The 21359-nt window shown below is 72.6% G+C and carries 21 protein-coding genes; 10 read left to right on the forward strand and 11 right to left on the reverse strand.

Annotated elements, in window-relative coordinates; genetic code table 11:
* Positions 1 to 69: 69 nt before the first annotated feature.
* From SS2_RS11025 to SS2_RS11050, 6 genes are all read left to right on the forward strand, one after another.
* Positions 70 to 1785: a DUF885 domain-containing protein gene (locus tag SS2_RS11025; RefSeq protein WP_066463994.1), complete on the forward strand. Its 1716-nt coding sequence runs from the start codon at positions 70 to 72 to the stop codon at positions 1783 to 1785.
* A gap of 145 nt (positions 1786 to 1930) precedes the next feature.
* A complete protein-coding gene (locus SS2_RS11030) occupies positions 1931 to 2617 on the forward strand; it encodes a Maf family protein (protein WP_066463996.1) in 687 nt (228 codons plus the stop codon).
* Between the two features lie 185 nt (positions 2618 to 2802).
* Complete coding sequence (locus SS2_RS11035; RefSeq protein WP_066463997.1) at positions 2803 to 4581, forward strand: ATP-binding protein; 1779 nt, start codon at positions 2803 to 2805, stop codon at positions 4579 to 4581.
* 15 nt (positions 4582 to 4596) lie between these two features.
* Entirely contained in the window at positions 4597 to 5097 is a 501-nt protein-coding gene (locus SS2_RS11040) for an NUDIX hydrolase (protein ID WP_066463998.1), read from the forward strand.
* 47 nt (positions 5098 to 5144) lie between these two features.
* Positions 5145 to 7130 (forward strand): endonuclease/exonuclease/phosphatase family protein, encoded by a 1986-nt coding sequence (locus SS2_RS11045; protein WP_066464000.1) that lies wholly within the window; start codon positions 5145 to 5147, stop codon positions 7128 to 7130.
* 8 nt (positions 7131 to 7138) lie between these two features.
* Complete coding sequence (locus SS2_RS11050) at positions 7139 to 7627, forward strand: hypothetical protein (RefSeq protein ID WP_066464002.1); 489 nt, start codon at positions 7139 to 7141, stop codon at positions 7625 to 7627.
* 15 nt (positions 7628 to 7642) lie between these two features.
* On the opposite strand, the gene SS2_RS11055 is transcribed toward SS2_RS11050, so the two are convergent.
* Entirely contained in the window at positions 7643 to 9115 is a 1473-nt protein-coding gene (locus tag SS2_RS11055; protein ID WP_083942144.1) for an NAD(P)H-quinone dehydrogenase, read from the reverse strand.
* A gap of 120 nt (positions 9116 to 9235) precedes the next feature.
* Here SS2_RS11055 and SS2_RS11060 point away from each other — a divergent pair, with 120 nt between their 5' ends.
* Both SS2_RS11060 and SS2_RS11065 read left to right on the forward strand, forming a co-directional pair.
* Complete coding sequence (locus SS2_RS11060) at positions 9236 to 10084, forward strand: purine-nucleoside phosphorylase (RefSeq protein WP_066464006.1); 849 nt, start codon at positions 9236 to 9238, stop codon at positions 10082 to 10084.
* 1 nt (position 10085) lies between these two features.
* Entirely contained in the window at positions 10086 to 11861 is a 1776-nt protein-coding gene (locus tag SS2_RS11065) for a phospho-sugar mutase (protein ID WP_066464007.1), read from the forward strand.
* A 65-nt stretch (positions 11862 to 11926) separates the two neighbouring features.
* Here SS2_RS11065 and SS2_RS11070 read toward each other — a convergent pair whose 3' ends face one another.
* On the reverse strand, positions 11927 to 12631 hold the full coding sequence (locus tag SS2_RS11070) for a DUF4352 domain-containing protein (protein ID WP_083942145.1): 705 nt from the start codon (positions 12629 to 12631) through the stop codon (positions 11927 to 11929).
* A 185-nt stretch (positions 12632 to 12816) separates the two neighbouring features.
* Here SS2_RS11070 and SS2_RS11075 point away from each other — a divergent pair, with 185 nt between their 5' ends.
* Positions 12817 to 14154, forward strand: coding sequence for a sensor histidine kinase (locus SS2_RS11075; protein WP_157607308.1), 1338 nt, complete (start codon positions 12817 to 12819; stop codon positions 14152 to 14154).
* Positions 14155 to 14197: 43 nt separating this feature from the next.
* Positions 14198 to 14860 (forward strand): response regulator transcription factor, encoded by a 663-nt coding sequence (locus SS2_RS11080; protein WP_066464010.1) that lies wholly within the window; start codon positions 14198 to 14200, stop codon positions 14858 to 14860.
* Here SS2_RS11080 and SS2_RS11085 read toward each other — a convergent pair.
* The 9 genes from SS2_RS11085 to SS2_RS11125 all read right to left on the reverse strand — a co-directional run bounded on the left by SS2_RS11085 (position 14843) and on the right by SS2_RS11125 (position 21359).
* A complete protein-coding gene (locus SS2_RS11085) occupies positions 14843 to 15694 on the reverse strand; it encodes a siderophore-interacting protein (RefSeq protein ID WP_245643529.1) in 852 nt (283 codons plus the stop codon). The two genes, SS2_RS11080 and SS2_RS11085, sit on opposite strands and share 18 nt — an antisense overlap.
* Positions 15695 to 15783: 89 nt before the next feature.
* Positions 15784 to 16524: a deoxyribose-phosphate aldolase gene (gene deoC, locus SS2_RS11090; protein ID WP_083942146.1), complete on the reverse strand. Its 741-nt coding sequence runs from the start codon at positions 16522 to 16524 to the stop codon at positions 15784 to 15786.
* Between the two features lie 81 nt (positions 16525 to 16605).
* Positions 16606 to 17700: an adenosine deaminase gene (locus tag SS2_RS11095; protein ID WP_066464012.1), complete on the reverse strand. Its 1095-nt coding sequence runs from the start codon at positions 17698 to 17700 to the stop codon at positions 16606 to 16608.
* Positions 17701 to 17716: 16 nt separating this feature from the next.
* Positions 17717 to 17980, reverse strand: a complete 264-nt coding sequence (locus SS2_RS11100) for a hypothetical protein (protein WP_066464013.1) — start codon at positions 17978 to 17980, stop codon at positions 17717 to 17719.
* 104 nt (positions 17981 to 18084) lie between these two features.
* Positions 18085 to 18798: a hypothetical protein gene (locus SS2_RS11105; protein WP_157607309.1), complete on the reverse strand. Its 714-nt coding sequence runs from the start codon at positions 18796 to 18798 to the stop codon at positions 18085 to 18087.
* On the reverse strand, positions 18795 to 19130 hold the full coding sequence (locus tag SS2_RS11110; RefSeq protein WP_066464016.1) for a DUF202 domain-containing protein: 336 nt from the start codon (positions 19128 to 19130) through the stop codon (positions 18795 to 18797). The genes SS2_RS11105 and SS2_RS11110 overlap by 4 nt, the downstream gene beginning before the upstream one ends.
* The gene (locus SS2_RS11115) at positions 19130 to 19543 is read right to left on the reverse strand and encodes a YidH family protein (RefSeq protein ID WP_066464440.1); all 414 of its coding nucleotides are present in this window, start codon (positions 19541 to 19543) and stop codon (positions 19130 to 19132) included. Before SS2_RS11115 ends, SS2_RS11110 begins: the two co-directional genes overlap by 1 nt.
* 19 nt (positions 19544 to 19562) lie before the next feature.
* Positions 19563 to 20885: a thymidine phosphorylase gene (locus SS2_RS11120; protein WP_066464017.1), complete on the reverse strand. Its 1323-nt coding sequence runs from the start codon at positions 20883 to 20885 to the stop codon at positions 19563 to 19565.
* A gap of 66 nt (positions 20886 to 20951) precedes the next feature.
* Entirely contained in the window at positions 20952 to 21359 is a 408-nt protein-coding gene (locus SS2_RS11125; protein WP_083942147.1) for a cytidine deaminase, read from the reverse strand.

Below are 21359 nucleotides of genomic sequence, written 5' to 3' on the forward strand. Positions count from 1 at the left end.
GGTCTCTCGCGGTCGACCCGCGAGGTCAGGACCATCGTCCCCAGCTGCTCCTGGAGTAGCGTGCTGACCATGACGAACACTCCCGAGGTGCCGCCACGCACCCCCTCCGAGATCGACGCGCTGGCCAATATTTTCGTCCAGTCCGCTGCGAAGCTCAACCCCTTCGCGGCAACATCGTTGGGTATTCCCGGCTATGACCACCTCGTCACCGACTTCTCCCCCGCGGGCATCGAGGCCCGCGCATCGCTGGTGCGCACGGTCCTGGCCGACGTCGACGCCCTGACCCCGGTGGACGACGTCGACGTCGTCACCCAGGCGGCCATGCGGGAACGGCTCGGCCTCGACCTCGAGCTCAACGCCGCCGGTGAGGAGCACGCGATGCTCAACGTCATCGCGAGCCCGCTGCAGGAGATGCGCGACGTCTTCGACATCTCCTCCCAGGACACCCCCGAGCAGTGGGAGAACATCGCCGCACGCCTCAACGCGCTGGGCACGTCCGTCGACGGGTACATCGAGTCGCTGCGCTACGCCGCCTCGCGCGGGCAGGTCGCAGCGATACTCCAGGTGCGCGAGGGGGCCAAGCAGGCCGCCGAGCTGGCCGACCCTGCCGAGTCCTTCTTCACCTCCTTCGTCGCCGGCCCGGCCGTGGACGCCGCCCTCGACGACTCCGCCTCCTGCGCGGCGATCCGCAAGGAGCTGGAGTTCGGGGCCCGGGCAGCCCGGGAGGCCTACGGTCGCCTGGAGCAGTTCTTGCGGGACGAGCTCGCCCCGCAGGCTCCCACGCGTGACGCCGTGGGGCGCGAGCGCTACACCCTCGCCTCCCGCTACTTCCTCGGCGCGACGGTCGACCTCGACGAGACCTACGAGTGGGGCCTGGACGAGCTCGCCCGCGTGGTCGCCGAGCAGCAGTCCGTCGCCGAGCAGGTGGCCGGACGCGGCGCGAGCATCGAGGAGGCCGTCGCCCTGCTCGACGCCGACCCCGCGCGGGTGCTGCACGGCACCGCCGCGCTGCGCGCGTGGATGCAGGAGACCTCCGACGAGGCGATCCGCGCCCTCGACGGCGTGCACTTCGACATCCCTGCCCCGGTCCTCGACCTGGAGTGCATGATCGCCCCGACGCAGAACGGCGGGATCTACTACACCCCGCCGAGCGACGACTTCTCCCGCCCGGGCCGCATGTGGTGGTCCGTGCCGCCGGAGGTCACCCAGTTCAACACGTGGCGCGAGAAGACCACCGTCTTCCACGAGGGAGTGCCCGGCCACCACCTGCAGTGCGGTCAGGCGGTCTACGAGCGCGACACGCTCAACGACTGGCGCCGGTTGGCCTGCTGGGTCTCCGGGCACGGGGAGGGCTGGGCCCTCTACGCCGAGCGCCTCATGGCCGACCTCGGCTTCCTCGACGACCCGGGCGACCGGCTGGGCATGCTCGACGCCCAGCGCATGCGGGCCGCGCGCGTCGTCCTCGACATCGGGGTGCACCTGGGCAAGCCGGCGCCCCAGGCCTGGGGCGGGGGCACGTGGGACTCGGCGAAGGCCTGGGACTTCCTGCGCGCCAACGTCAACATGCCCGAGCCCTTCGTGCGCTTCGAGCTCAACCGGTACCTCGGCTGGCCGGGGCAGGCACCGTCGTACAAGGTCGGTCAGCGTCTGTGGGAGCAGACCCGCGACGCCGCGAAGGCCGCGGCCACCGGGCGCGGGGAGGACTTCGACATCCGCGCCTTCCACGCCCGCGCCCTGAGCCTGGGCTCGGTCGGCCTGGACGTGCTCAAGGACGCCTTGTCCTGAGGTGGACGCCGGGGCCTGCGCACGCTGAGGGGGTCGCGCGCAGGCCCCGGCGTGATCGTGGGGGACGTGCGACGATTCTCCCCGATCGTGGCACCGGAAGGCTGGGACGAAGGTCCAACCTCCGCGGCGCACTAGGCTGGTCCGCGTGACCACCCTGCTCCTCGCCTCCGCGTCCCCTGCCCGCCGCACCACCCTCATCGCCGCCGGCATCGTGCCCGTCGTGCGCGTCTCCGACGTCGACGAGGACGCGGTCCTGGCCGCGGCCCGCGCGCGCTTCGGCGAGCTCGAGCCCGCCGACGCGGTCCTGCTGCTCGCTCAGGCCAAGGCCGAGGCCGTGACCCAGCTCGTCGAGGCCGAGGCGGAGATCGCCGGCACCGAGACCGAGCCCGCCCCGATCGACGGGGACATCGTCGTCGGCTGCGACTCCATGCTCGAGCTCGACGGGGAGATCTTCGGCAAGCCCGCCACCGCCGAGGAGGCCGTGGCCCGCTGGCAGTCGATGCGCGGCCGGGCCGGCGTGCTGCACACCGGCCACTGGGTCGTCGACCTGCGCGCCGAGGCCGACGGTGGCACCGGCGGCACCCTCGGGGCGTCCAGCGCCACCGTGGTGCACTTCGCCGACGTGAGCGACGCCGAGATCGAGGCGTACGTCGCCACCGGCGAGCCGCTCGCCGTCGCCGGCGCCTTCACCATCGACGGCCTGGGCGGCGCCTTCGTCGACCGCATCGAGGGCGACCACCACAGCGTCGTCGGGCTCTCCCTGCCGCTGCTGCGCGAGCTGCTCGGCCAGCTCGGTGTGACGTGGACCGACCTGTGGGTGCGCAGCGCCTGACACCTCGCCCGGATGTGCGACTCCACCAAGGGACCCGCCCCACAGCGCCCTCGCACCCGATTTGCGGGTGCGCGCCATGGAGGATCCCTACAATCGCCCGAGAGGGCGGTTGGCCGTCTCCCCAATCTTGGCTCGCCACGCGCGCCAACCGTGAAATGAGGCCCGTCGAAGCGTTACGGTGAGCCGTGCCCCTCATCTCCAAGGTCCTCATCGCCAACCGCGGCGAGATCGCCGTCCGCATCGCTCGCGCGTGCGCCGACGCCTCGATCGCCTCCGTCGCCGTGTACGCAGACTCCGACCGCGAAGCCCTCCACGTCCGTCTCAGCGACGAGGCCTACGCCCTCGGCGGCAGCCGCGCTGCAGAGACGTACCTCGACATGGGCAAGCTGCTCGACGTCGCCCGCCGCTCGGGAGCCGACGCCGTGCACCCCGGCTACGGCTTCCTCGCCGAGAACGCCGACTTCGCCCGGGCCGTCATCGACGCCGGCCTGGTGTGGATCGGTCCGCCGCCCTCGGCGATCGACTCCCTCGGGGACAAGGTCAGCGCGCGGCACATCGCCCTGCGCGCCGGCGCTCCCCTGGTGCCTGGCACCCCGGACCCGGTCGCCGACGCGAGCGAGGTGCACGCCTTCGCCGCCGAGTTCGGCCTGCCCGTGGCGATCAAGGCAGCCTTCGGTGGCGGCGGACGCGGCCTCAAGGTCGCCCGCACCGCCGACGAGATCGACGAGATGTTCGACTCCGCCGTCCGTGAGGCCACCGCTGCCTTCGGTCGCGGCGAGTGCTTCGTCGAGCGCTACCTCGACCGTCCGCGGCACGTGGAGACCCAGTGCCTGGCCGACCAGCACGGCACGGTCGTGGTCGTCTCGACCCGTGACTGCTCGCTGCAGCGTCGCCACCAGAAGCTCGTCGAGGAGGCCCCCGCGCCCTTCCTCACCGACGCCCAGCGCGCCGAGCTCTACGCCTCCTCCGAGGCGATCCTGCGCGAGGCCGGCTACGTCGGCGCCGGCACCTGCGAGTTCCTCATCGGGGTGGACGGCACGCTGTCCTTCCTCGAGGTCAACACCCGCCTGCAGGTCGAGCACCCGGTGAGCGAAGAGGTCACCGGGATCGACCTCGTGCGCGAGCAGCTGCGCATCGCCGCGGGCGAGCCGCTCGGCTACTCCAGCGTCGAGGTCCGCGGGCACTCCTTCGAGTTCCGGATCAACGGCGAGGACCCGTCCGCCAACTTCCTGCCCGCCCCCGGCAAGATCACCCGGCTGCGCCTGCCCAGCGGGCCCGGCGTCCGCGTGGACAGCGGGGTCGTGGAGGGCGACACGATCTCCGGCGCCTTCGACTCCCTGCTGGCCAAGGTCATCGTCACCGGCGCCACCCGCGCCGAGGCGATCCAGCGCGCCCGCCGTGCGCTGCGCGAGCTCGAGGTCGTGGGCATCCCCACCGTCACCCCCTTCCACCGCGCGGTGCTCGAGGCGGACGCCTTCGTCGCCGACGAGCCCTTCTCCGTGCACACCCGGTGGATCGAGACCGAGTTCGTCGAGGAGTGCGCCGCCCTGGGCGCGCCCGCCTCCGCCCCCGAGGAGGAGGACGCCCCGGCGGCCACCGAGCGCGTGGTCGTCGAGGTCGGCGGCAAGCGCCTGGAGGTCGTCATCCCGGCCGGCCTGGGCATCGGCTCCGGCCTCGCCGGACGCGCCCGCTCCGGCGCCACCCGCCGCCCGGCCCGCCGGTCCTCGGCCAAGCCGGCCGGCGGCAGCGGCAACGCCCTGAGCTCGCCCATGCAGGGGACGATCGTCAAGGTCGCCGTGGCCGACGGCGAGAAGGTCGCCAAGGGAGACCTCGTCGTCGTCCTGGAGGCGATGAAGATGGAGCAGCCGCTGCTCGCCCACCGCGACGGCACCGTCACCGGCCTGACCGCGACGGTCGGCACGGGCATCACCTCAGGGTCGGTCATCTGCGAGATCGTGGACTGAGGACCGGGAGAACCGATGACCGCTGGCGAGCCGCACTCGATCCGCCACCCCGGTGACGGGTGGGTGGACTGCGCCTGCGGCAGCCGGCACTGGGGCCAGTTCGGCGCGGCCGGGCTGCTGCTCGCCCGCCGCGACGCCACCGGCGCGCCCTCGCACGTCGTCCTGCAGCACCGTGCGCTGTGGAGCCACCTCGGGGGGACGTGGGGGGTGCCCGGCGGGGCCCTCGCCCCCGGGGAGACCCCGGTGGACGGCGCGCTGCGCGAGGCCCACGAGGAGGCGGGCATCCCGCCCGGCGCCGTGCGGATCCTCGGCGAGCACGTGCTCGACCACGGCCCGTGGCGGTACACCACGATCCTCGCCGACGTGCTGCCTGGGACCGCGATCGACGTGCGCCCCACCGACCCGGAGAGCCTGGAGATCGCCTGGGTCTCGGTCGATGAGGTCACCGACCGGACGCTGCTGCCCGCCTTCGCCCAGGCCTGGCCGCAGCTGCTGGAGCGCCTCTCCCCGGTCTGACCTGCTGTGATGAGCACGCCGTGGCAGGAGGCGAGTAGCGTCGCCCTATGACCGACGACACCCCGGGCACCCGCGCACCGCAGCTGCCTGCCCGTTCCCCGGACCGGGTGCTGCTCGCGCTCCTCGTCGTCGTCACCGCCGTCGCAGCCGAGCTCGTCCGGATGAGCGGCCCGTTCATCGACGCCGCCTTCACCTCCGGCGTGGTCACCGCCGCGCTGACGGCCGTGATCACCTACGCCGCCCCCGGTCTCTTCGTGCTGGCCTTGTGCACCCGGCGTCCGCTCGACGGGCGCGTCGTGCTGCTCACGGTCGGCGCGCTCACCGTCGGGCGGATCGCCACTCAGGGGCTCACCGGCACGGCTCGGTACGGCGTCGTGCTGGCCACCGTCGCCCTCGCCGTGGCGAGCGTCGTCGTCCTCGCCGCGGCCGTCGCCCGGATCTCCGGGCGTGCGGTGGCGGCCGGGGTGGGCGGCGGGCTCGCCGTCTCCGCCGCGATCAACCTCACGCTGCGCACCTGGGACGCCGGATGGCGCTCCGGGGTGCTCGGCTGGGGGGTCACCCTCGCGCTGCTGGTCGTCGCCCTCGTGCTGGCGTGGCGGCTGCGCGCGCTGCCGTCCGCCCCGGCGGTGCGCGGGCTGTGGCTGCTCGGTCCGTACCTGGGTCTGGCGGTGATGACCTTCGCCAACCCCGCCTTCATCGCCTCCCAGTCGGGGCTGCCGCTGTGGCTGTCCGGCGTCGTCCTCCTGGTCGCTGCGCTGGGCACCGCGACGCTGCTCGCGCTGCCGGCGCCCAACCCCGCCCGGCTGCCCGCCTGGACCGACGCGATCGTCGTCGTGATCGCGGCCGGCGCCGGCGCCGGCGTCTTCTTCACGACCGGCTGGCCACAGGACCCCGGGCGGGCCACAACGGTCCTCGTCGCAGTGAGCATCGTGGTCCTCGCCGGGTCGACGACGATCGCGCTGGCTCAGGCCCTCACCCGCCCCACCCACCGTCAGCGGGCGCCGCGGCTGGCCGGCGCGGCGACGTGCGCCGGGCTGGGCCTCATCCTCCCGCTGCTGGTCTACCAGCTCGACTACGCCGTGCCGCTGCCCGTCCCTCACACCCTTGTCCCGGTCGCTGTGGCCGTGCTCATCGCCGGGATGTCGATGCGGGCACGGATGCGGGCACGGATCTTCGACGGGGAGGTGGTCCTCACCGCGACCCCGCTCCCCCTGGCAGCTCAGGCCCCTGCGCTGGTCGCCACCTGCCTGCTCGCCCTCGTCGGCATGACCCTCGTGGTGCCCACCGGGTCGCCGGGCACCACCGACCGCCTCGCGGGCGAGTTCCGCATGCTCAGCTGGAACCTGCACTACGGCGTGAGCGCCGAGCCCTCGGTCGAGCTCGCGCAGATGGCTGCGGTCATCCGGGACTCCGGCGCCGAGGTCGTGACCTTCCAGGAGGTCTCGCGCGGGTGGATCATGGGCGGCGGCGCGGACATGGCCACCTACCTGGCCCAGGACCTGGACATGGAGTTCGTCTTCGCGCCTGCCGCGGACCGACAGTTCGGCAACGCCATCCTGTGGAAGGCCTCCCTCGGTGACCTCGTCGACGTCGAGCGCACCGGCCTGCCCTTCGGGGAGGGTCCGCAGCGCCGCTCAGCCATCTCGGGAACTCTCACCGAGGCCGTCCCGGTCCGGATCACCTCGGTCCACCTGCAGCACCGCGCCGAGAACACCCCCACCCGGATCGCCCAGCTCGACGTGCTGCTCACCGCGCAACCCGTCACAGGGGCGTACCTGCTGGCCGGTGACCTCAACGCCGAGCCCGGCTGGCCCGAGCCCCACATGCTGGCCTCGGCCGGGCTGACGAGCGCCCAGGACGCCGCCGGCGCTCCGGGCGCACCGACCTTCCCCAGCCTCCTGCCCTACCAGCGCATCGACTGGATCTTCGGCGCCAACGTGACGTTCAGCGACGTCGAGGTCCTCAGTACCCAGCAGTCCGACCACCTGCCGCTCGCGGCCACCGTCACCCTCGATCCCGCCACCACACCCTAGGAGCCGTCATGGAGATCACCCTGCCCCTGAACGAAGCGCTCGCGCTGGCCACAGCGAAGGAACCGCTCCCGCCCGTGGTCCGCTCGATCACCGCGGACGGTGCCTCGCTCCAGCTCGACATCGACCTGCGCGTCATCCCGGACGCCCCGCTCGCCCTGCGGGTGGCCGCCTCGGCCATCGGGACGGTGACCGTGACCGCGACCTTCACCGGGTACTCCTTGGGCGCGGCCCTCTTCGAGATGACCGCGCACGCCCGGGCGATCCCGGCGCACAAGCTGCTCAACCAGCTCACCGGGCCCATCGCCTCGGCCCTGGGCCGGCGCGGCCTGCCCGAGGGGCTCATCGAGGTCCGCAAGGGCGACAACGAGCCGATCGTGGCCGTGCACGTGCAGGACGCCGTCGCGGCCAAGGCGACCGGGGTCACCGTGACCGACGTCGACGTGCGCGACGCGACGGCCTACGTGAGCCTGGCGGTGGGCACGGTCACGCTGCTGTGACCGGCCGCCGCCACGTCACTCGCTGACGTGGTGGCTCATCCGCGCGACCTCGGCGATCGAGCCGGACAGCGACGGGTACACGGTGAAGGCCTCTGCCACGTCGTCAGCGGTGAGCCGGTGCTCGACGGCGAGGGTGATCGGGAAGATCAGCTCGCTGGCCCGCGGGGCCACGACCACCCCGCCGAGCACCACTCCCGCGTCAGGGTGGGAGAACATCTTGACGAAGCCGTCCCGGATGCCCAGCATCTTCGCCCGCGGGTTGCGGCTCAGCGGCAGGATCGTGGTGAGGTACTTCGACCCCTGGGCGATGAGCTTCTTCTCCGAGTACCCCACGGTCGCGATCTCCGGGGCGGTGAAGATGTTGGCCGCGACGGTCCGCAGCTTGATCGGTGCGACGGCGTCGCCGAGGGCGTGGGACATCGCCACGCGGCCCTGCATGGCAGCCACGCTCGCCAGCGGGAAGACGCCTGTGCAGTCACCGGCCGCGTAGACGCCGCGGGCGCTGGTCCGCGAGACCTTGTCCACCTCGATGTGCCCGGACGGCGTCAGCCGCACCCCGGCCTCCTCCAGGCCGATGCCCGCCGTGCTCGGCACCGAGCCGACCGCCATGAGCAGGTGGGAGCCCTCGACGATCGACCCGTCCGAGAGGGTGACCTCGACCCGGGCGTCCGCCCCCGAGCCCACGACCCGGGCAGACTCCGCCCGTGAGCGGGACCTGACCGTCATGCCGCGGCCGCGGAACACCTCTTCGATGAGGTTCGCGGCGTCGGCGTCCTCCCCCGGGAGCACCCGGTCGCGGCTGGAGATCAGCACGACCTCGCAGCCCAGGGCGTTGTACGCGCCGGCGAACTCCGCGCCGGTCACCCCGGAGCCCACGACGATGAGCTTCTCGGGCAGCTCGGTGAGGTTGTAGATCTGGGTCCAGGTGAAGATCCGCTCGCCGTCGGGGACAGCCGAGTCCAGGATCCGCGGGGTGGCCCCGGTGGAGACGAGGATGACGTCCGCGTCGAGCACGAGCGGGGCGTCGGCGCCGACGGGGCTGTCCACGACCACCCGCGACGGCCCGTCCAGACGCCCGTGCCCGAGCACGATGCGGACGTTCTCCCGCTCGAGGCGGGCGCGGATGTCCGCGGACTGCGCGGCCGCGAGCGCCATGACGCGGGAGTTCACCGCGGCCAGGTCGACGTCCAGGCGCAGCGGGGTGGACAGGCCGGACACCTTGATCCCCAGCTCTGAACCGGTCTCTGCCACGGTCATCCACTCGGCCGTGGCGATGAGGGTCTTGGACGGGACGACGTCGGTCAGGACGGCAGCGCCGCCCATCCCCTGGCGCTCGACGATGGTGACGTCGGCGCCGAGCCGGCGAGCGACCAGCGCGGCCTCGTAGCCGCCTGGGCCACCTCCGAGGATGACGATGCGAGTCGCCTGCAGGTCGGTCGAGGACGAGTCGGAGGACGGGCGGGGAGCAGCAGGCGGTGTCTGAGTCACGTGCCTCAGTATCTCAGCAACTCGCCGGGGCTCTCTCCGACCCGGTCCGGCACGCTGACCAGTGCACGCGACCCGCGCGCGCGGTCGTCGCAGCCGCCCAACACCGATAACCTCAGATACATGACGACGCCCTCTGTCCCCACCCCCGCTGCCCAGGCCCCGGCCCTCGACGCAGACCCCTTCGACCTGGCCCGCGACGCGGCGGAGCACATCGCTCGCGCGACCGGGGTCGCCTCCCACGACGTGGCGCTCGTGCTGGGCTCCGGATGGGGAGGCGCGGCCGACCTGCTCGGCGAGACGGTCGCGGAGATCCCCAGCGACGAGGTTCCCGGCTTCTCCAAGCCGGCCGTCGAAGGTCACGTGGGGACGCTGCGCTCGATCCGCATCGCGGCCACCGGCAAGCACGCCCTGGTCCTGGGATCGCGCACGCACCTCTACGAGGGCAAGGGCGTGCGCGCCGTGGTCCACGGCATCCGCACCGCGGCTGCCACCGGCGCCCGCACGGTCATCCTCACCAACGGCTGCGGCGGCCTCAACGTCGACTGGTCTCCTGGCACCCCGGTCCTCATCAGCGACCACATCAACCTCACCGCCACCTCACCGCTCGAGGGTGCGACCTTCGTCGACCTCACCGACCTCTACTCCACCCGTCTGCGCACCCTCGCCCGCGAGGTCGACGCCGCGCTGCCCGAGGGTGTGTACGTGCAGTTCCCCGGCCCGCACTACGAGACCCCGGCCGAGGTCCGGATGGCCGGACGCATGGGCGGGGACCTCGTCGGGATGTCCACCACCCTGGAGGCCATCGCCGCCCGCCAGGCTGGCATGGAGGTCCTCGGGATCTCCCTCGTGACGAACCTCGCGGCCGGCATCAGCCCGGTCCCGCTGTCCCATGCCGAGGTCATCGAAGCAGGCCAGGCCGCCGGACCGCGCATCTCCGCGCTGCTGGCAGCGATCGTGGAGAAGGTGTGACATGAGCGTTCAAGAGTTCACCGAGCTCGCAGCCGAGGTCGAGGCGTGGATCGCCGGCGACCCTGACCCGTACACCCGCAACGAGCTCACCCGGCTGCTGCAGGAAGCGCGCGACACGGACGACGACAACCGTCGCGACGGGATCCGCGCCGACCTCGAAGACCGCTTCGCCGGTCAGCTGCAGTTCGGCACCGCCGGGCTGCGCGGGACGATGGCCGCCGGTCCCAACCGGATGAACCGCGCGGTCGTGATCCGCGCGGCCGCCGGGCTCGCCGCCTACCTGCGTGAGACCGTCGTCGGCGGGCACCCGCCGCGCATCGTCGTCGGCTTCGACGCGCGGCACCTGTCCCACACCTTCGCGCTCGATTCCGCCGCGGTCTTCACCGCGGCCGGGCTCGACGTCATGATCCTCGACCACGCGCTGCCCACGCCGGTGCTGGCCTTCGCCGTGCGTCACCTCGACGCCGACGCGGGGGTCATGGTCACCGCGAGCCACAACCCGCCCGCGGACAACGGCTACAAGGTGTACCTCGGCGGCCGGGCCGTCGAGAAGTCAGGCCGGGGCGCCCAGATCGTCCCGCCCTACGACGCCGAGATCGCCGCGCACATCGCCGCCGCGCCGGTCGCCACCGACGTCCCGCTCGCGACCGAGGGATGGCGCACGGCGGGACCGGCGCTGCTCGACGACTACCTGGCCGCCGTCGGCGCCCTGGCCGACACCGGAGCCCCGCACCGGCTGAGCATCGTCGCCACGCCCCTGCACGGGGTCGGCGGAGCGGTCCTGGAGCGTGTGCTGCGCTCCGCCGGGTACTCCGACGTCTTCCTCGTGCCTGAGCAGGCTGAGCCAGACCCGGACTTCCCCACGGTCGCCTTCCCCAACCCGGAGGAGCCGGGGGCCATCGACCTGGCCCTGGCCTACGCCGAGTCGCTCGGCGCGGACCTGGTCATCGCGAACGACCCCGACGCAGACCGCTGTGCGGTGGCCGTCAAGGACGTGCGCACGGTCCTGGAGCGTCAGCCCAACACCGGCACGGACACCGCGGTGTCCGACGGGTGGCGGATGCTGCACGGTGACGAGGTGGGCGCCCTGCTCGGTGAGCTCGTCGCGAGCGAGCACGCTCGCAGCGGCGCGACGCTCGCGAGCTCGATCGTCTCCTCACGCCTGCTCGGCAAGATCGCGAAGACCCACGGCCTCACCCACGTCTCCACGCTCACCGGGTTCAAGTGGATCGCCCGGGTCGACGGGCTGGCCTACGGCTACGAGGAGGCCTTGGGCTACTGCGTGGACCCGGCTCAGGTGCGTGACAAGGACGGCATCAGCGCCGCGCTGCGCATCGTCGGGCTGACCGACCGCCTCAAGGCTGAGGGCCGCACGCTCATCGATGCCCTCGACGACCTGGCCCGCACCCACGGTCTGCACCTGACCGACCAGCTCGCGGCGCGGTACACCGACGTCTCCCAGATCCCGCTCACCATGCAGCGGCTGCGCAACGCGACGCCCGAGCTGCTGGGTGGCTCCCCGGTCGTCGAGCTCATCGACCTGTCCGACGGCGTGGACGGCCTGCCGCCCACGGACGGCCTGCGGCTGCTCACCGAGGACGGCACCCGCGTCGTGGTCCGTCCCAGCGGGACCGAGCCGAAGGTCAAGTGCTACCTCGAGGTGGTGCTGCCCGTGGACAAGAACGCCAGCTACGACGACCTCACCGCCGTGCGGCACGAGGCGCGCCAGCGTCTCATCGACGTCAGCACGGACATGGCGGCCGCGCTGGGGCTGTAGCCCTCCCGCACGCACGACGACGCCCCGCACCGTGTGGTGCGGGGCGTCGTCGTCGGTGGGTCAGGTCAGGTCAGCGTGACGCTGACGCCGCCGGAGAACGGCGAGTCGTGCAGCTCGACCGAGGCCGGGGTCGCATCGGCCGGGATGTCGAAGACGACGATCCCTTCGACGGTGTTTCCCGGGTTGATGCTCGTGAGGAAGCTGTTGGAGTCGGGCAGGTAGATCGCCGCAGAGCTGTCTGCGGAGTGGGTGCGACCCTGGCCGTCGAGGAGCTTCTGGGAGCCCGAGTCGAAGTACTGCGCGGCGTCGCCGACATTCGTCACCGTGACGTGGAGCAGCAGGAACTGACCCTGGGCGTCCACCCCGAATGTCGCGTCCCCGATGTGAGGCACCCCGGCCTCGATGCTTGTCACCGTGAACTGGAACTTGCCGTCGGCGACTGGGGAGCCGACGCCCGGTGCGGCCGGTGCCTCAGACACCTCGGGGGCGTCGGGGGCGGGTGCCTGCGCTGCGTCGGAGGCACCGGGGGCCGGCGCTGTGGGCTCCGCGCCCCCGGAGACTGCCTGCGACACGACGACGACCGCGACGACCACGAGCAGCGCGGTGATGATCTTGTGGCGCGCGAAGAAGTTCTTCTTCGGAGCCGGTTGTGGCTGGAGGACCGGGGGCTGCTGCCCGGTCGCGGCCTGCTGATAGGCCAGACGCTGCTGTGCCTGCGCGTCTGCCTGCTGAGCCTGGAGGCTGGGGTCGGTACCGCGAGATCGTGCCATGGAATGTCCTCGTTCTGGTGGTGGGTGTGACGTCGGTCGAGCAACACCCACACCTCATCGCAGACGCCGCCGTGCTCGCATCGCCCGGTCGGGGCCTGTGCACCACCCGATCGGTGGACCGTGCCACGCGGCCGTCCACCCGATCGGGTGACGACGCCGTCAGCGGCTGGCCCTACGCTGACGCTGTGTCCCGATCACCGACCCAGCTGCCACCCCACCAGCCGCACCTCCGGCCGTCCGCACCTGCGCGACCGGTCACCTCTGCGAGCGCGTCGGCACCGGTCCGGCCGTGGGCAGCCCGCCTGCGTCGTGCCGGCCCGGGGGCGGTCACCGTGATCCTGGTGACGACGAGCCTGCTCTGCTCGTTGGCGGCGCTGGCCTACGAGTCGAACGCCCGCGGGACGCAGGGAGCGGCCGCAGCGTGGGTGACGACCGGCATGATCGCCGCCTTCGGGGTGTCGGCCCTGGTCATCGTCCGCCACCGGTACCCGGTCGCGCTGACGGTGGTCGCCTGCGCCTTCGCCCTGGTCTTCCCGGCAGACACCTTCGCCGCACTCGTCGGCCTGTCCTGCGTCGTGGCGACCCGCAGCCGGCGCAAGGCCGTCGTCGCGACGGTCGCGGTGAGCGTCGTGACGGTTGTCGCCGTGCTGCGCGACGGGCTCCGGCCCGCTCAGTTCCAGGTCTTCACCGCGAAGGTGGCCGGCGAGGTCCCCCAGCCCTTGTCCTGGTGGTTCTACGCGCTGCTCGTGGTCATGGTCCTGGCCTTCGCCGTCGGTGTGGGCGTCTTTAGACGCACCTCGGTCGACCTGGACCACCTGCGCGAGCAGTCCAGCCGCAGCGCTCGCACCACGGCTGACCTGCAGTCTGAGCTCACGCGCCAGGAGGAGCGGGACCTCATCGCCCGCGAGGTCCACGACACCCTCGCGCACCGCCTCGCGCTCGTCTCCCTGCACTCCGGCGCCCTGGAGATGGCCGCACGGGACCACCCGGAGCTGCAGGGATTCGCTCACGAGGTGCAGGCGAACGCGCACCGGTCCCTCGAGGACCTGCGCGGCCTCATCGGGGTGCTCCGCGATCCGGGGTCACGGCGCAGTGCCGGCTCCGGCGTGCCGGCGACCGTCACCCTCGAGGACCTCTCGGAGCTGCTCAACGCCTCACGCAAGGCGGGCAGCCAGATGGTCGCCACGGTCATGATCAACGACTCGGCCTCGGCGAGCGCACCGCTGACCCACGCCGCCTACCGGGTGGTCCAGGAAGCCCTGACCAACATCCACAAGCACGCACCCACGTCACCGATCGACGTGGACCTGACAGCGAGCGCGGCGGCTGGCGTGCGGGTGCTCGTGACCAACGCCCTCTCTCCGGGCTCCTGCCAGGCCATCCCGGGTGCTGGCGCCGGGATCGCCGGGATCCACGAGCGTGTGCGGCTGCTCGGCGGCCGGTCCTGGATCGGCCCGCACGACGGGCGGTTCGTCGTCGACGTGTGGCTCCCCTGGCACTCGGTCGACAGCGCGTCGACCTGACCAGGCCTGACAGCCACAGCTGCACCGGCTGATCGGGCCTACCATGGCACTCGTGATCCGCGTGCTGCTGGTAGACGACGACCCCATGGTGCTCCGAGCCCTGACCATGATCCTGGGGACCGATCCTGGCATCACCGTCGTGGGCACCGCCGGGGACGGCGACCAGGTCGTCACCGCCGTCCAGGCGCACCACCCCGACGTCGTCCTCATGGACCTGCGCATGCCCCGCATGGACGGTGTGGCGGCGACAGCCTCGGTCACCGCCCTGCCCCAGCCACCGCTGGTGATCGTCATGACGAGCTTTGACTCCGACGAGAGCATCCTGCGCGCCCTCGAGGCCGGCGCAGCCGCCTACCTGCTCAAGGACGCCCCGCCGCGGGACATCATCACGGCCGTCCACGATGTCGCGTCAGGGGGCGGCGCGCTCTCTCCGCGCATCAGCCGGTACATCATCGACCGCGTCAGGACCGATCCCTACGCAGCAGCGCGTACAGCGGCCCGTCAGCAGCTCGACCAGCTCACCGAGCGGGAACGCCAGATGGTCTACGGCGTGCACGCAGGGCAGACGAACGAGGAGATCGGCGCGTCCCACTTCCTCAGCGCGGCGACGGTCAAGACTCACCTGTCGAGCGCACAGACCAAGCTCGGCGTGTCCGGGCGCGTCCAGCTCGCGCTGCTCGTCGAACGATCAGGCCTGCTCGGCTGAGACGAGAGAAGGGCTGACCAGCCCGGCCTCGTCGGAGTCCACGGCGGCCTTCCAGTCGGCCTTCTCGCTGCGCCATCCCTCTTCGGTGCGCCCTCGGCGCCAGTAGCCCGAGGCCGACAGCGCGGAGACCGGGACCCCGCGCTCTCCGCGCAGGTGACGGCGCAGGTCTTTGACGAAGCCCGCGTCCCCGTGGAGGAACACTTGAGGGCTCCCCTCGGGGAAGGTCCACCCGGTGACCACGTCGACGAGCAGGCTGCCCTCGCCCGTGCGGTGCACCCAGGTGATGAGCTCGCCGTCGCAGGGCTGCGCCGCGCAGGTGAGCGCCTGCTCGTCCTCGGGCCCGCCCACCTCGCAGAACACCTTCGCACGGGCACCGGCCGGCAGGGCTTCCAGCGCTGCGGCGATCGCCGGCAGGGCGCTCTCGTCACCGATGAACAGGTGCCAGTCCGCCTCGGCCGAGGGTGCGTAGGCACCCCCGGGACCGACGAAGCTCATCGGGTCGCCCGGCTGGGCGGCTGCGGCCCACGGGCCGGCGAGGCCCTCGTCCCCGTGGATGACAAAGTCCACGGACAGCTCGCCGGCAGCGGCGTCGAAGGACCGGATCGTGTAGGTGCGCAGGCGTTCGCGCTGGCCGTCGACCTCGGGTGGGAACTGGAGCTTGATGTACCGGTCGGTGAAGGCGGTGGGGTCGAGGGCGCCCACCGTCTCACCGCCCAGGACGACCCGCACCATGTTCGGCGTGAGCCGCTCGGTCCGCACCACACGGGTACGAGTGGTGACCCGTACCCGCTGGGGTGCGCTGGGCTCAGGAGTCTGAGCAGGTGAGACGGACAAGGCAACCTCCGGGACAAGGGACTAAGGCCACCCTAACCCGGATCTGGTCCCTGGGGACCCGATGGGGCCCAGGACACACCTGGTGCCGGTCAGTAGCCGGCGTCGCCGCCCTCGGGGGGCCGCTGGGCGTCGACCTGGTCGATGACCTGCTCGTCGACGTCGTCCAGCCCGGCCAGCACAGCGGCCGTCCCGGACAGGCCGAGGCGGGTCGCGCCGGCCTCGATCATCGCGAGCGCGTCGGCCGCGGTACGGATCCCGCCGCTCGCCTTGATGCCGAGCCGGTCACCGACCGTGGCCGCCATGAGCTCGACGGCGTGCACGCTCGCGCCGCCGGCCGGGTGGAACCCGGTCGAGGTCTTGACGAAGTCCGCCCCCGCGCCCTCGCTCGCCCGGCAGGCCGCGACGATCTCGTCATCGGTCAGCGCCGCGGACTCGATGATCACCTTGAGCACGGTCGGGTGCGGAGCGGCGGCACGGACGGCGGCGATGTCTGCCTGGACGTCCTCCCACTCCCCCGCCTTGACCGCTCCGAGGTTGATGACCATGTCCACCTCGTGCGCGCCGTCGGCGACCGCGTGGGCTGCCTCGGCAGCCTTGATCTGGCTGTGGTGCTTGCCGGAGGGGAAGCCGCAGACGGTGGCGATCTTCACCGAGCTGCCGGCGGGCAGTGCGAGCGGGAGCATCGACGGCGAGACGCAGATCGAGTAGGTCCCGAGCTCGGTCGCCTCCTCAGCCAGCGCGGCGACGTCGGCCGGGGTGGACTCGGGCTTGAGCAGGGTGTGGTCGACACGGGCGGCAAGCTCGTCGGCGGTGAGGTGCGGGTGGCTCATGGTCTTCTCCGTCATGTGGGGTGGGGCGCCGAGGGGGCGGCGATGGGTGAGCCGCCCCCTCGACGGTCGTGCGAGAGCGGGTCAGGCCTGGGTGGCCTGGGTTGCCAGCTCCGCCTGGGCGTAGCCGGCGAGGATCTGCTCGCCGAGTGCGTGGCGGGCGTCGTGGTGGATGAAGGCACTCCACGCGGCCGCGAGGGTCGCGTCGCGGAGGTCGTCGAGCGTCCATCCGGCCTCGGAGACGAGCAGCGTCATCTCCTTGGTCATGGTCGTCCCGGACATGAGCCGGTTGTCGGTGTTGATGGTCACCGCGAAGTCGAGGTCACGCAACCGGGAGATCGGGTGGGCGGCGATCGAGGCGGCCGCTCCGGTCTGCAGGTTGGAGGACGGGCACAGCTCGAGGGGGATCTGGTTGTCGCGGACCCAGGCAGCGATGCGGCCCAGGACGGGTGCGTCGGTCTCCAGCCCCGTGATGTCCTCCACGAGGCGCACCCCGTGGCCGATGCGGCTGGCCTGGCCCAGGTGCACGGCCTCGGCGATGGACTCCACCCCGGAGGCCTCGCCTGCGTGGATGGTCACCGGGAAGGACGCGTCGTTGAGCGTGCGCCACACCCCCGGGAAGCGGGAGGGCGGGAAGCCGTCCTCGGCACCGGCGATGTCGAAGCCGACGACGCCGCGGTCCCGGTTCGCCAGGGCCAGCTCGGCGATCTCGTCCCAGCGGTCGGCGTGGCGCATGGCCGTGACCAGCTGGCCCACCTGGATGGTGCGGCCCTGCTCGGCGGCGAGCGCCACCCCCTCGTCGAATCCCTCCTGGACGGCGTCGACGGTGTCCTGGAGCGAGAGGCCCTGGGTGAGGTGCTGCTCGGGTGCCCAGCGCTGCTCGGCGTAGACCACGCCGTCGGCGGCGAGGTCGAGCACGGACTCGCGCGCGACCCGGCGCAGGCCCTCACGGGTCTGCATGACGGCGATCGTGTGGTCGAAGGTCTCCAGGTAGCGCACGAGGGACCCGGAGTCGGCGGCGTCGACGAACCAGGCGCGCAGCTCCTCAGCGTCGGTCGTGGGCAGCTCGTGGCCAACCTCGGCAGCGAGCTCGATGATGGTCTGGGGACGCAGGCCACCGTCGAGGTGGTCGTGCAGGACGACCTTGGGCAGTGAGGAGATGAGCAGGTCAGAAGTCATGACCCAACGGTACCGGTCAGGTGTGGGGGTCGTCGTCGCTCGGCACTGTCCACGACTGCTCGATGACGTCGGCCTCGTCCGCCTCGCCGGTGAGGTCAGGGCGCGGCGTGGCCGGGCGGTACTCCTCGACGGTCACGTCAGGGGCTTCCGGGTCCTCGGGGTCGAGAGGGACACCGTCCGCGTCGAGGGTTACCTCCTCGGTGAGGTTGACCGCCTCGTCGATCTCCGGGCCGGTCAGGCCTGCGTCCCGCAGCGCGTCGTCGCCGGGCAGGGTGCTCATCGATGTCCTCCTCGTGGTGGGTTTCCCTCCCATGCTCGCCCGACCGGGACTCCTGCGCCACCCGCGCCGGCCACGCCAGCTGTGCAGCGGCCGTCAGGCCCCGGTCAGGTGGGCGGCAGCGGCAGCAGCGCCCACGTCAGGTGTGACCAGCCGCCGTAGGCGGGGCGCCGGGCGCCGCCGTGGGCCAGCTCGTCGCGGGTGACGGGGATCAGGCGCCCGACCGACGGCTCGTACACCTCCAGGGCGCTCCCGTCCGGGCTGGTGAGCACGACGACGTGGCGCGGCACCGCTGCACCGACACCGGCGCGGGTGTCCCCGCCGGTGTAGAGCGGCACAGGCACCCCGGCCCGGGCGCAGGCGATCACGTGGTCGAGCAGGAGCCCGTACCGGGCCGGGTCCGTGTCCACGAGCAGGCGGTGGGTGTAGCGGACCCTCCCGAAGCGCGCGACCTTCGCCGCGCCCCACGGCGGTGTGCCCAGACCGCCCGGCCAGTCCAGGCCGAGCAGCGCGTGGCGTGTGCTGGCTGCCTTGGCGGTCTGCTGGAGGTCCGCGAAGCGCGCGGTCTGCGTCCGGCCGTCACCGGTAGCCAGCCAGCGCGCCAAGCGGGGATCGCCGGCTGCGGCCAGCACCACGAGCGCCGCCGAGCCGCAGGTCGTCGGGTCCGCCTGGACCGGACGCTGCGCACCGAACTGCTCGACGACGCGCCGCACCGATCCCGGCGCCCCGGCTGCCCGCGGTGGCACCGGCGGCAGCGCGCCGCGACCCCCGCCGAGGGTGTGCAGGACGGTGGAGAGCTGGTGCCCGGCGCGGCCGGTCACGGCCACGACGTCCAGACGTTGACCATCGCCGTCGCGGTCCCGAGCGCACCGAGGCAGGCCACCGACCACGCCATCCGGGCCAGCCCGGGCCACACCTGGGTGCGGGTGCCCAGCCGCAGGGAGCGGGCCGGGCTGGAGACCATGAGCCGCGCCGCGACGTAGAGGGACAGCGCCGCTGCGGCGATCGCCAGGACGGGGGCGCCGCTGCGGATCGCCGCCATGGACAGCAGCAGCGCCCCGACGATCGTGCCCAGGACCGTGCGCTGCCAGGACAGCGCGGTGCGTTCAGGCTGGGCTCCAGGCGGCTGCATGGCCGGCGTGTTGGGACCCATCAGCCCACGATCGAGGCGATCGCGTACCCGGTGAGCAGCAGGGCCATCGCGACCACGCCGGCGACCAGCACAGGCAGCGCCGCCGGGGCGGGCAGCGGCGACCCGGTGCGCAGGGCGATCTCGTGCGTGCGCCATGAGCGCAGCGCGTAGACCGCGAGGATCCCCCCAGCCAGGCAGGCCACCGCGGCGACCACCTCGAGCAGGACCGGCATCTCGGCGAAGGTCGAGAACGACGTCAGCGCGACGCCGCCGGCGACCAGCCCCAGGCCGGTGCGCACCCAGGCCAGCGCGGTCCGCTCGTTCGCGAGAGAGAACCGGGCATCCGGCTCGACGCCGACGCCGTAGACAGCGCTAGGACGCCGCTCCCGGCGAGGCTCGTCCGCGGCTGGGCTCTCGTCTTCACGGTGGTTCACCACAGGCTCGCCCCAGGCCTCAGGCGAGCCGGTCGAGGATGAGCGGGGTCGGCGTCGAGGCCGCCGGCGTCACCTCGACGGTGATCGCTGACTCGGCCGACTCGAGCGCTCGGGCGAACCGCTCCGGGGTGTCGGTGTGGAGGGTGAGGATCGGCTGCCCGGCGGCGACCCGGTCGCCCGGCTTGGCGTGGATCTCGACGCCCGCTCCGGCCTGGACCACGTCCTCGCGGCGTGCCCGGCCCGCACCCAGGCGCCAGGCGGCGACGCCGACGTCGAGCGCGTCGAGGCGGGTGAGCACCCCGTCGGAGGGGGCGAGGACCTGGTGGGTCTCCGTGGCGACCGGCAGCGGCGCGTCGACGTCGCCGCCCTGGGCGGTGATCATCGCCCGCCACACGTCCATCGCGCGGCCGTCACCGAGGACGGCGCGCACCTCGTCCTCGCCGACCTGCCGGCCGGCCCCGGCCAGCATCTCCACGGCGAGGGCGACCGTGAGGTCGACGACGTCGCGCGGTCCGCCACCGGCCAGCACCTCGACGGACTCGCGGACCTCGAGGGCGTTGCCGGCCGTCAGGCCCAGCGGGGTGGACATGTCGGTGATGAGCGCGACCGTGCGCACCCCGGCGTCGGTGCCCAGGTCGACCATGGTGCGGGCGAGCTCGCGGGCGGAGTCGACGTCCTTCATGAAGGCCCCCGACCCGACCTTGACGTCGAGGACGAGCGCGCCGGTGCCCTCGGCGATCTTCTTGCTCATGATCGAGGACGCGATGAGCGGGATCGCCTCGACGGTCCCGGTGACGTCGCGCAGCGCGTAGAGCTTGCGGTCGGCGGGGGCCAGCCCGGACCCGGCCTGGCAGATGACCGCCCCGACGCTCTCGAGCTGGGCCATCATCTCGTCGTTGGTCAGCGCCGCGCGCCAGCCGGGGATGGACTCGAGCTTGTCGAGGGTCCCGCCCGTGTGCCCCAGGCCGCGACCGGACAGCTGCGGGACAGCGACCCCGAACACCGCGACGAGCGGCGCGAGCGGCAGGGTGATCTTGTCTCCCACTCCCCCCGTCGAGTGCTTGTCCGAGGTCGGCCGCGACAGCCCGGAGAAGTCCATCCGCTCCCCGGAGGCGATCATCGCCGCCGTCCACCGGGCGATCTCGGCGCGGTCCATCCCGTTGAGCAGGATCGCCATGTTGAGCGCGGCCATCTGCTCCTCCGCGACGACGCCGCGGGTGTAGGCGTCGATGACCCAGTCGATCTGCGCGTCGCTCAGCGTGCCGTGGTCACGCTTGACCCGGATCACGTCGACGGCGTCGAAGGCTTCAGGGGTGGTGGTCGCTGCCAGGTCGCTCGTCATCGTCAGACTCTCTCTGTCGTCGTGCGGTTGTCGTGCGGTCGTGGTGCTGTCGTGGTGCAGAGTCGCTCAGGCGCGCTCGAGGAGGTCGTCCGGGCCGAAGGCGTCGGGCAGCACCTCGCTCATCGTCCGGATGCCGCGCGTGGTCTCCACGAGCAGCCCGGGGCCGCCGTGCTCCCACAGGAGCTGGCGGCACCGTCCGCACGGCATGAGCGTGGTGCCGTGCCCGTCCACGCAGGTGAAGGCCACCAGCCTGCCGCCGCCCGAGGCGACGAGCGACGAGATGAGCCCGCACTCGGCGCACAGCACGACGCCGTAGGCCGCGTTCTCGACGTTGCACCCCACGACGACGCGTCCGTCGTCGACCAGGGCCGCAGCTCCGACCGGGAAGGTCGAGTAGGGGGCGTAGGCCTTGGTCATGACCTCCTGGGCGGCGCTGCGCAGCGCCGCCCAGTCGATGGCTGTCGTGTCGGTCAT

It is taken from the genome of Sanguibacter suarezii NBRC 16159 (genome assembly GCF_001552735.1).
Classification (GTDB): Bacteria; Actinomycetota; Actinomycetes; order Actinomycetales; family Cellulomonadaceae; genus Sanguibacter; species Sanguibacter suarezii.

Bases quoted from the DNA above. Each gene is read 5' to 3' on its own strand.
- SS2_RS11065 (WP_066464007.1), top strand. From the start codon at position 10,086: ATGAGCGTTCAAGAGTTCACCGAGCTCGCAGCCGAGGTCGAGGCGTGG.
- SS2_RS11120 (WP_066464017.1), bottom strand. From the start codon at position 20,885: ATGACGAGCGACCTGGCAGCGACCACCACCCCTGAAGCCTTCGACGCC.
- SS2_RS11050 (WP_066464002.1), top strand. From the start codon at position 7,139: ATGGAGATCACCCTGCCCCTGAACGAAGCGCTCGCGCTGGCCACAGCG.
- SS2_RS11080 (WP_066464010.1), top strand. From the start codon at position 14,198: ATGGCACTCGTGATCCGCGTGCTGCTGGTAGACGACGACCCCATGGTG.
- SS2_RS11060 (WP_066464006.1), top strand. From the start codon at position 9,236: ATGACGACGCCCTCTGTCCCCACCCCCGCTGCCCAGGCCCCGGCCCTC.
- SS2_RS11100 (WP_066464013.1), bottom strand. From the start codon at position 17,980: ATGAGCACCCTGCCCGGCGACGACGCGCTGCGGGACGCAGGCCTGACC.
- SS2_RS11070 (WP_083942145.1), bottom strand. From the start codon at position 12,631: ATGGCACGATCTCGCGGTACCGACCCCAGCCTCCAGGCTCAGCAGGCA.
- SS2_RS11045 (WP_066464000.1), top strand. From the start codon at position 5,145: ATGACCGACGACACCCCGGGCACCCGCGCACCGCAGCTGCCTGCCCGT.
- deoC (WP_083942146.1), bottom strand. From the start codon at position 16,524: ATGAGCCACCCGCACCTCACCGCCGACGAGCTTGCCGCCCGTGTCGAC.
- SS2_RS11125 (WP_083942147.1), bottom strand. From the start codon at position 21,359: ATGACCGACACGACAGCCATCGACTGGGCGGCGCTGCGCAGCGCCGCC.
- SS2_RS11110 (WP_066464016.1), bottom strand. From the start codon at position 19,130: ATGGGTCCCAACACGCCGGCCATGCAGCCGCCTGGAGCCCAGCCTGAA.
- SS2_RS11025 (WP_066463994.1), top strand. From the start codon at position 70: ATGACGAACACTCCCGAGGTGCCGCCACGCACCCCCTCCGAGATCGAC.
- SS2_RS11095 (WP_066464012.1), bottom strand. From the start codon at position 17,700: ATGACTTCTGACCTGCTCATCTCCTCACTGCCCAAGGTCGTCCTGCAC.
- SS2_RS11040 (WP_066463998.1), top strand. From the start codon at position 4,597: ATGACCGCTGGCGAGCCGCACTCGATCCGCCACCCCGGTGACGGGTGG.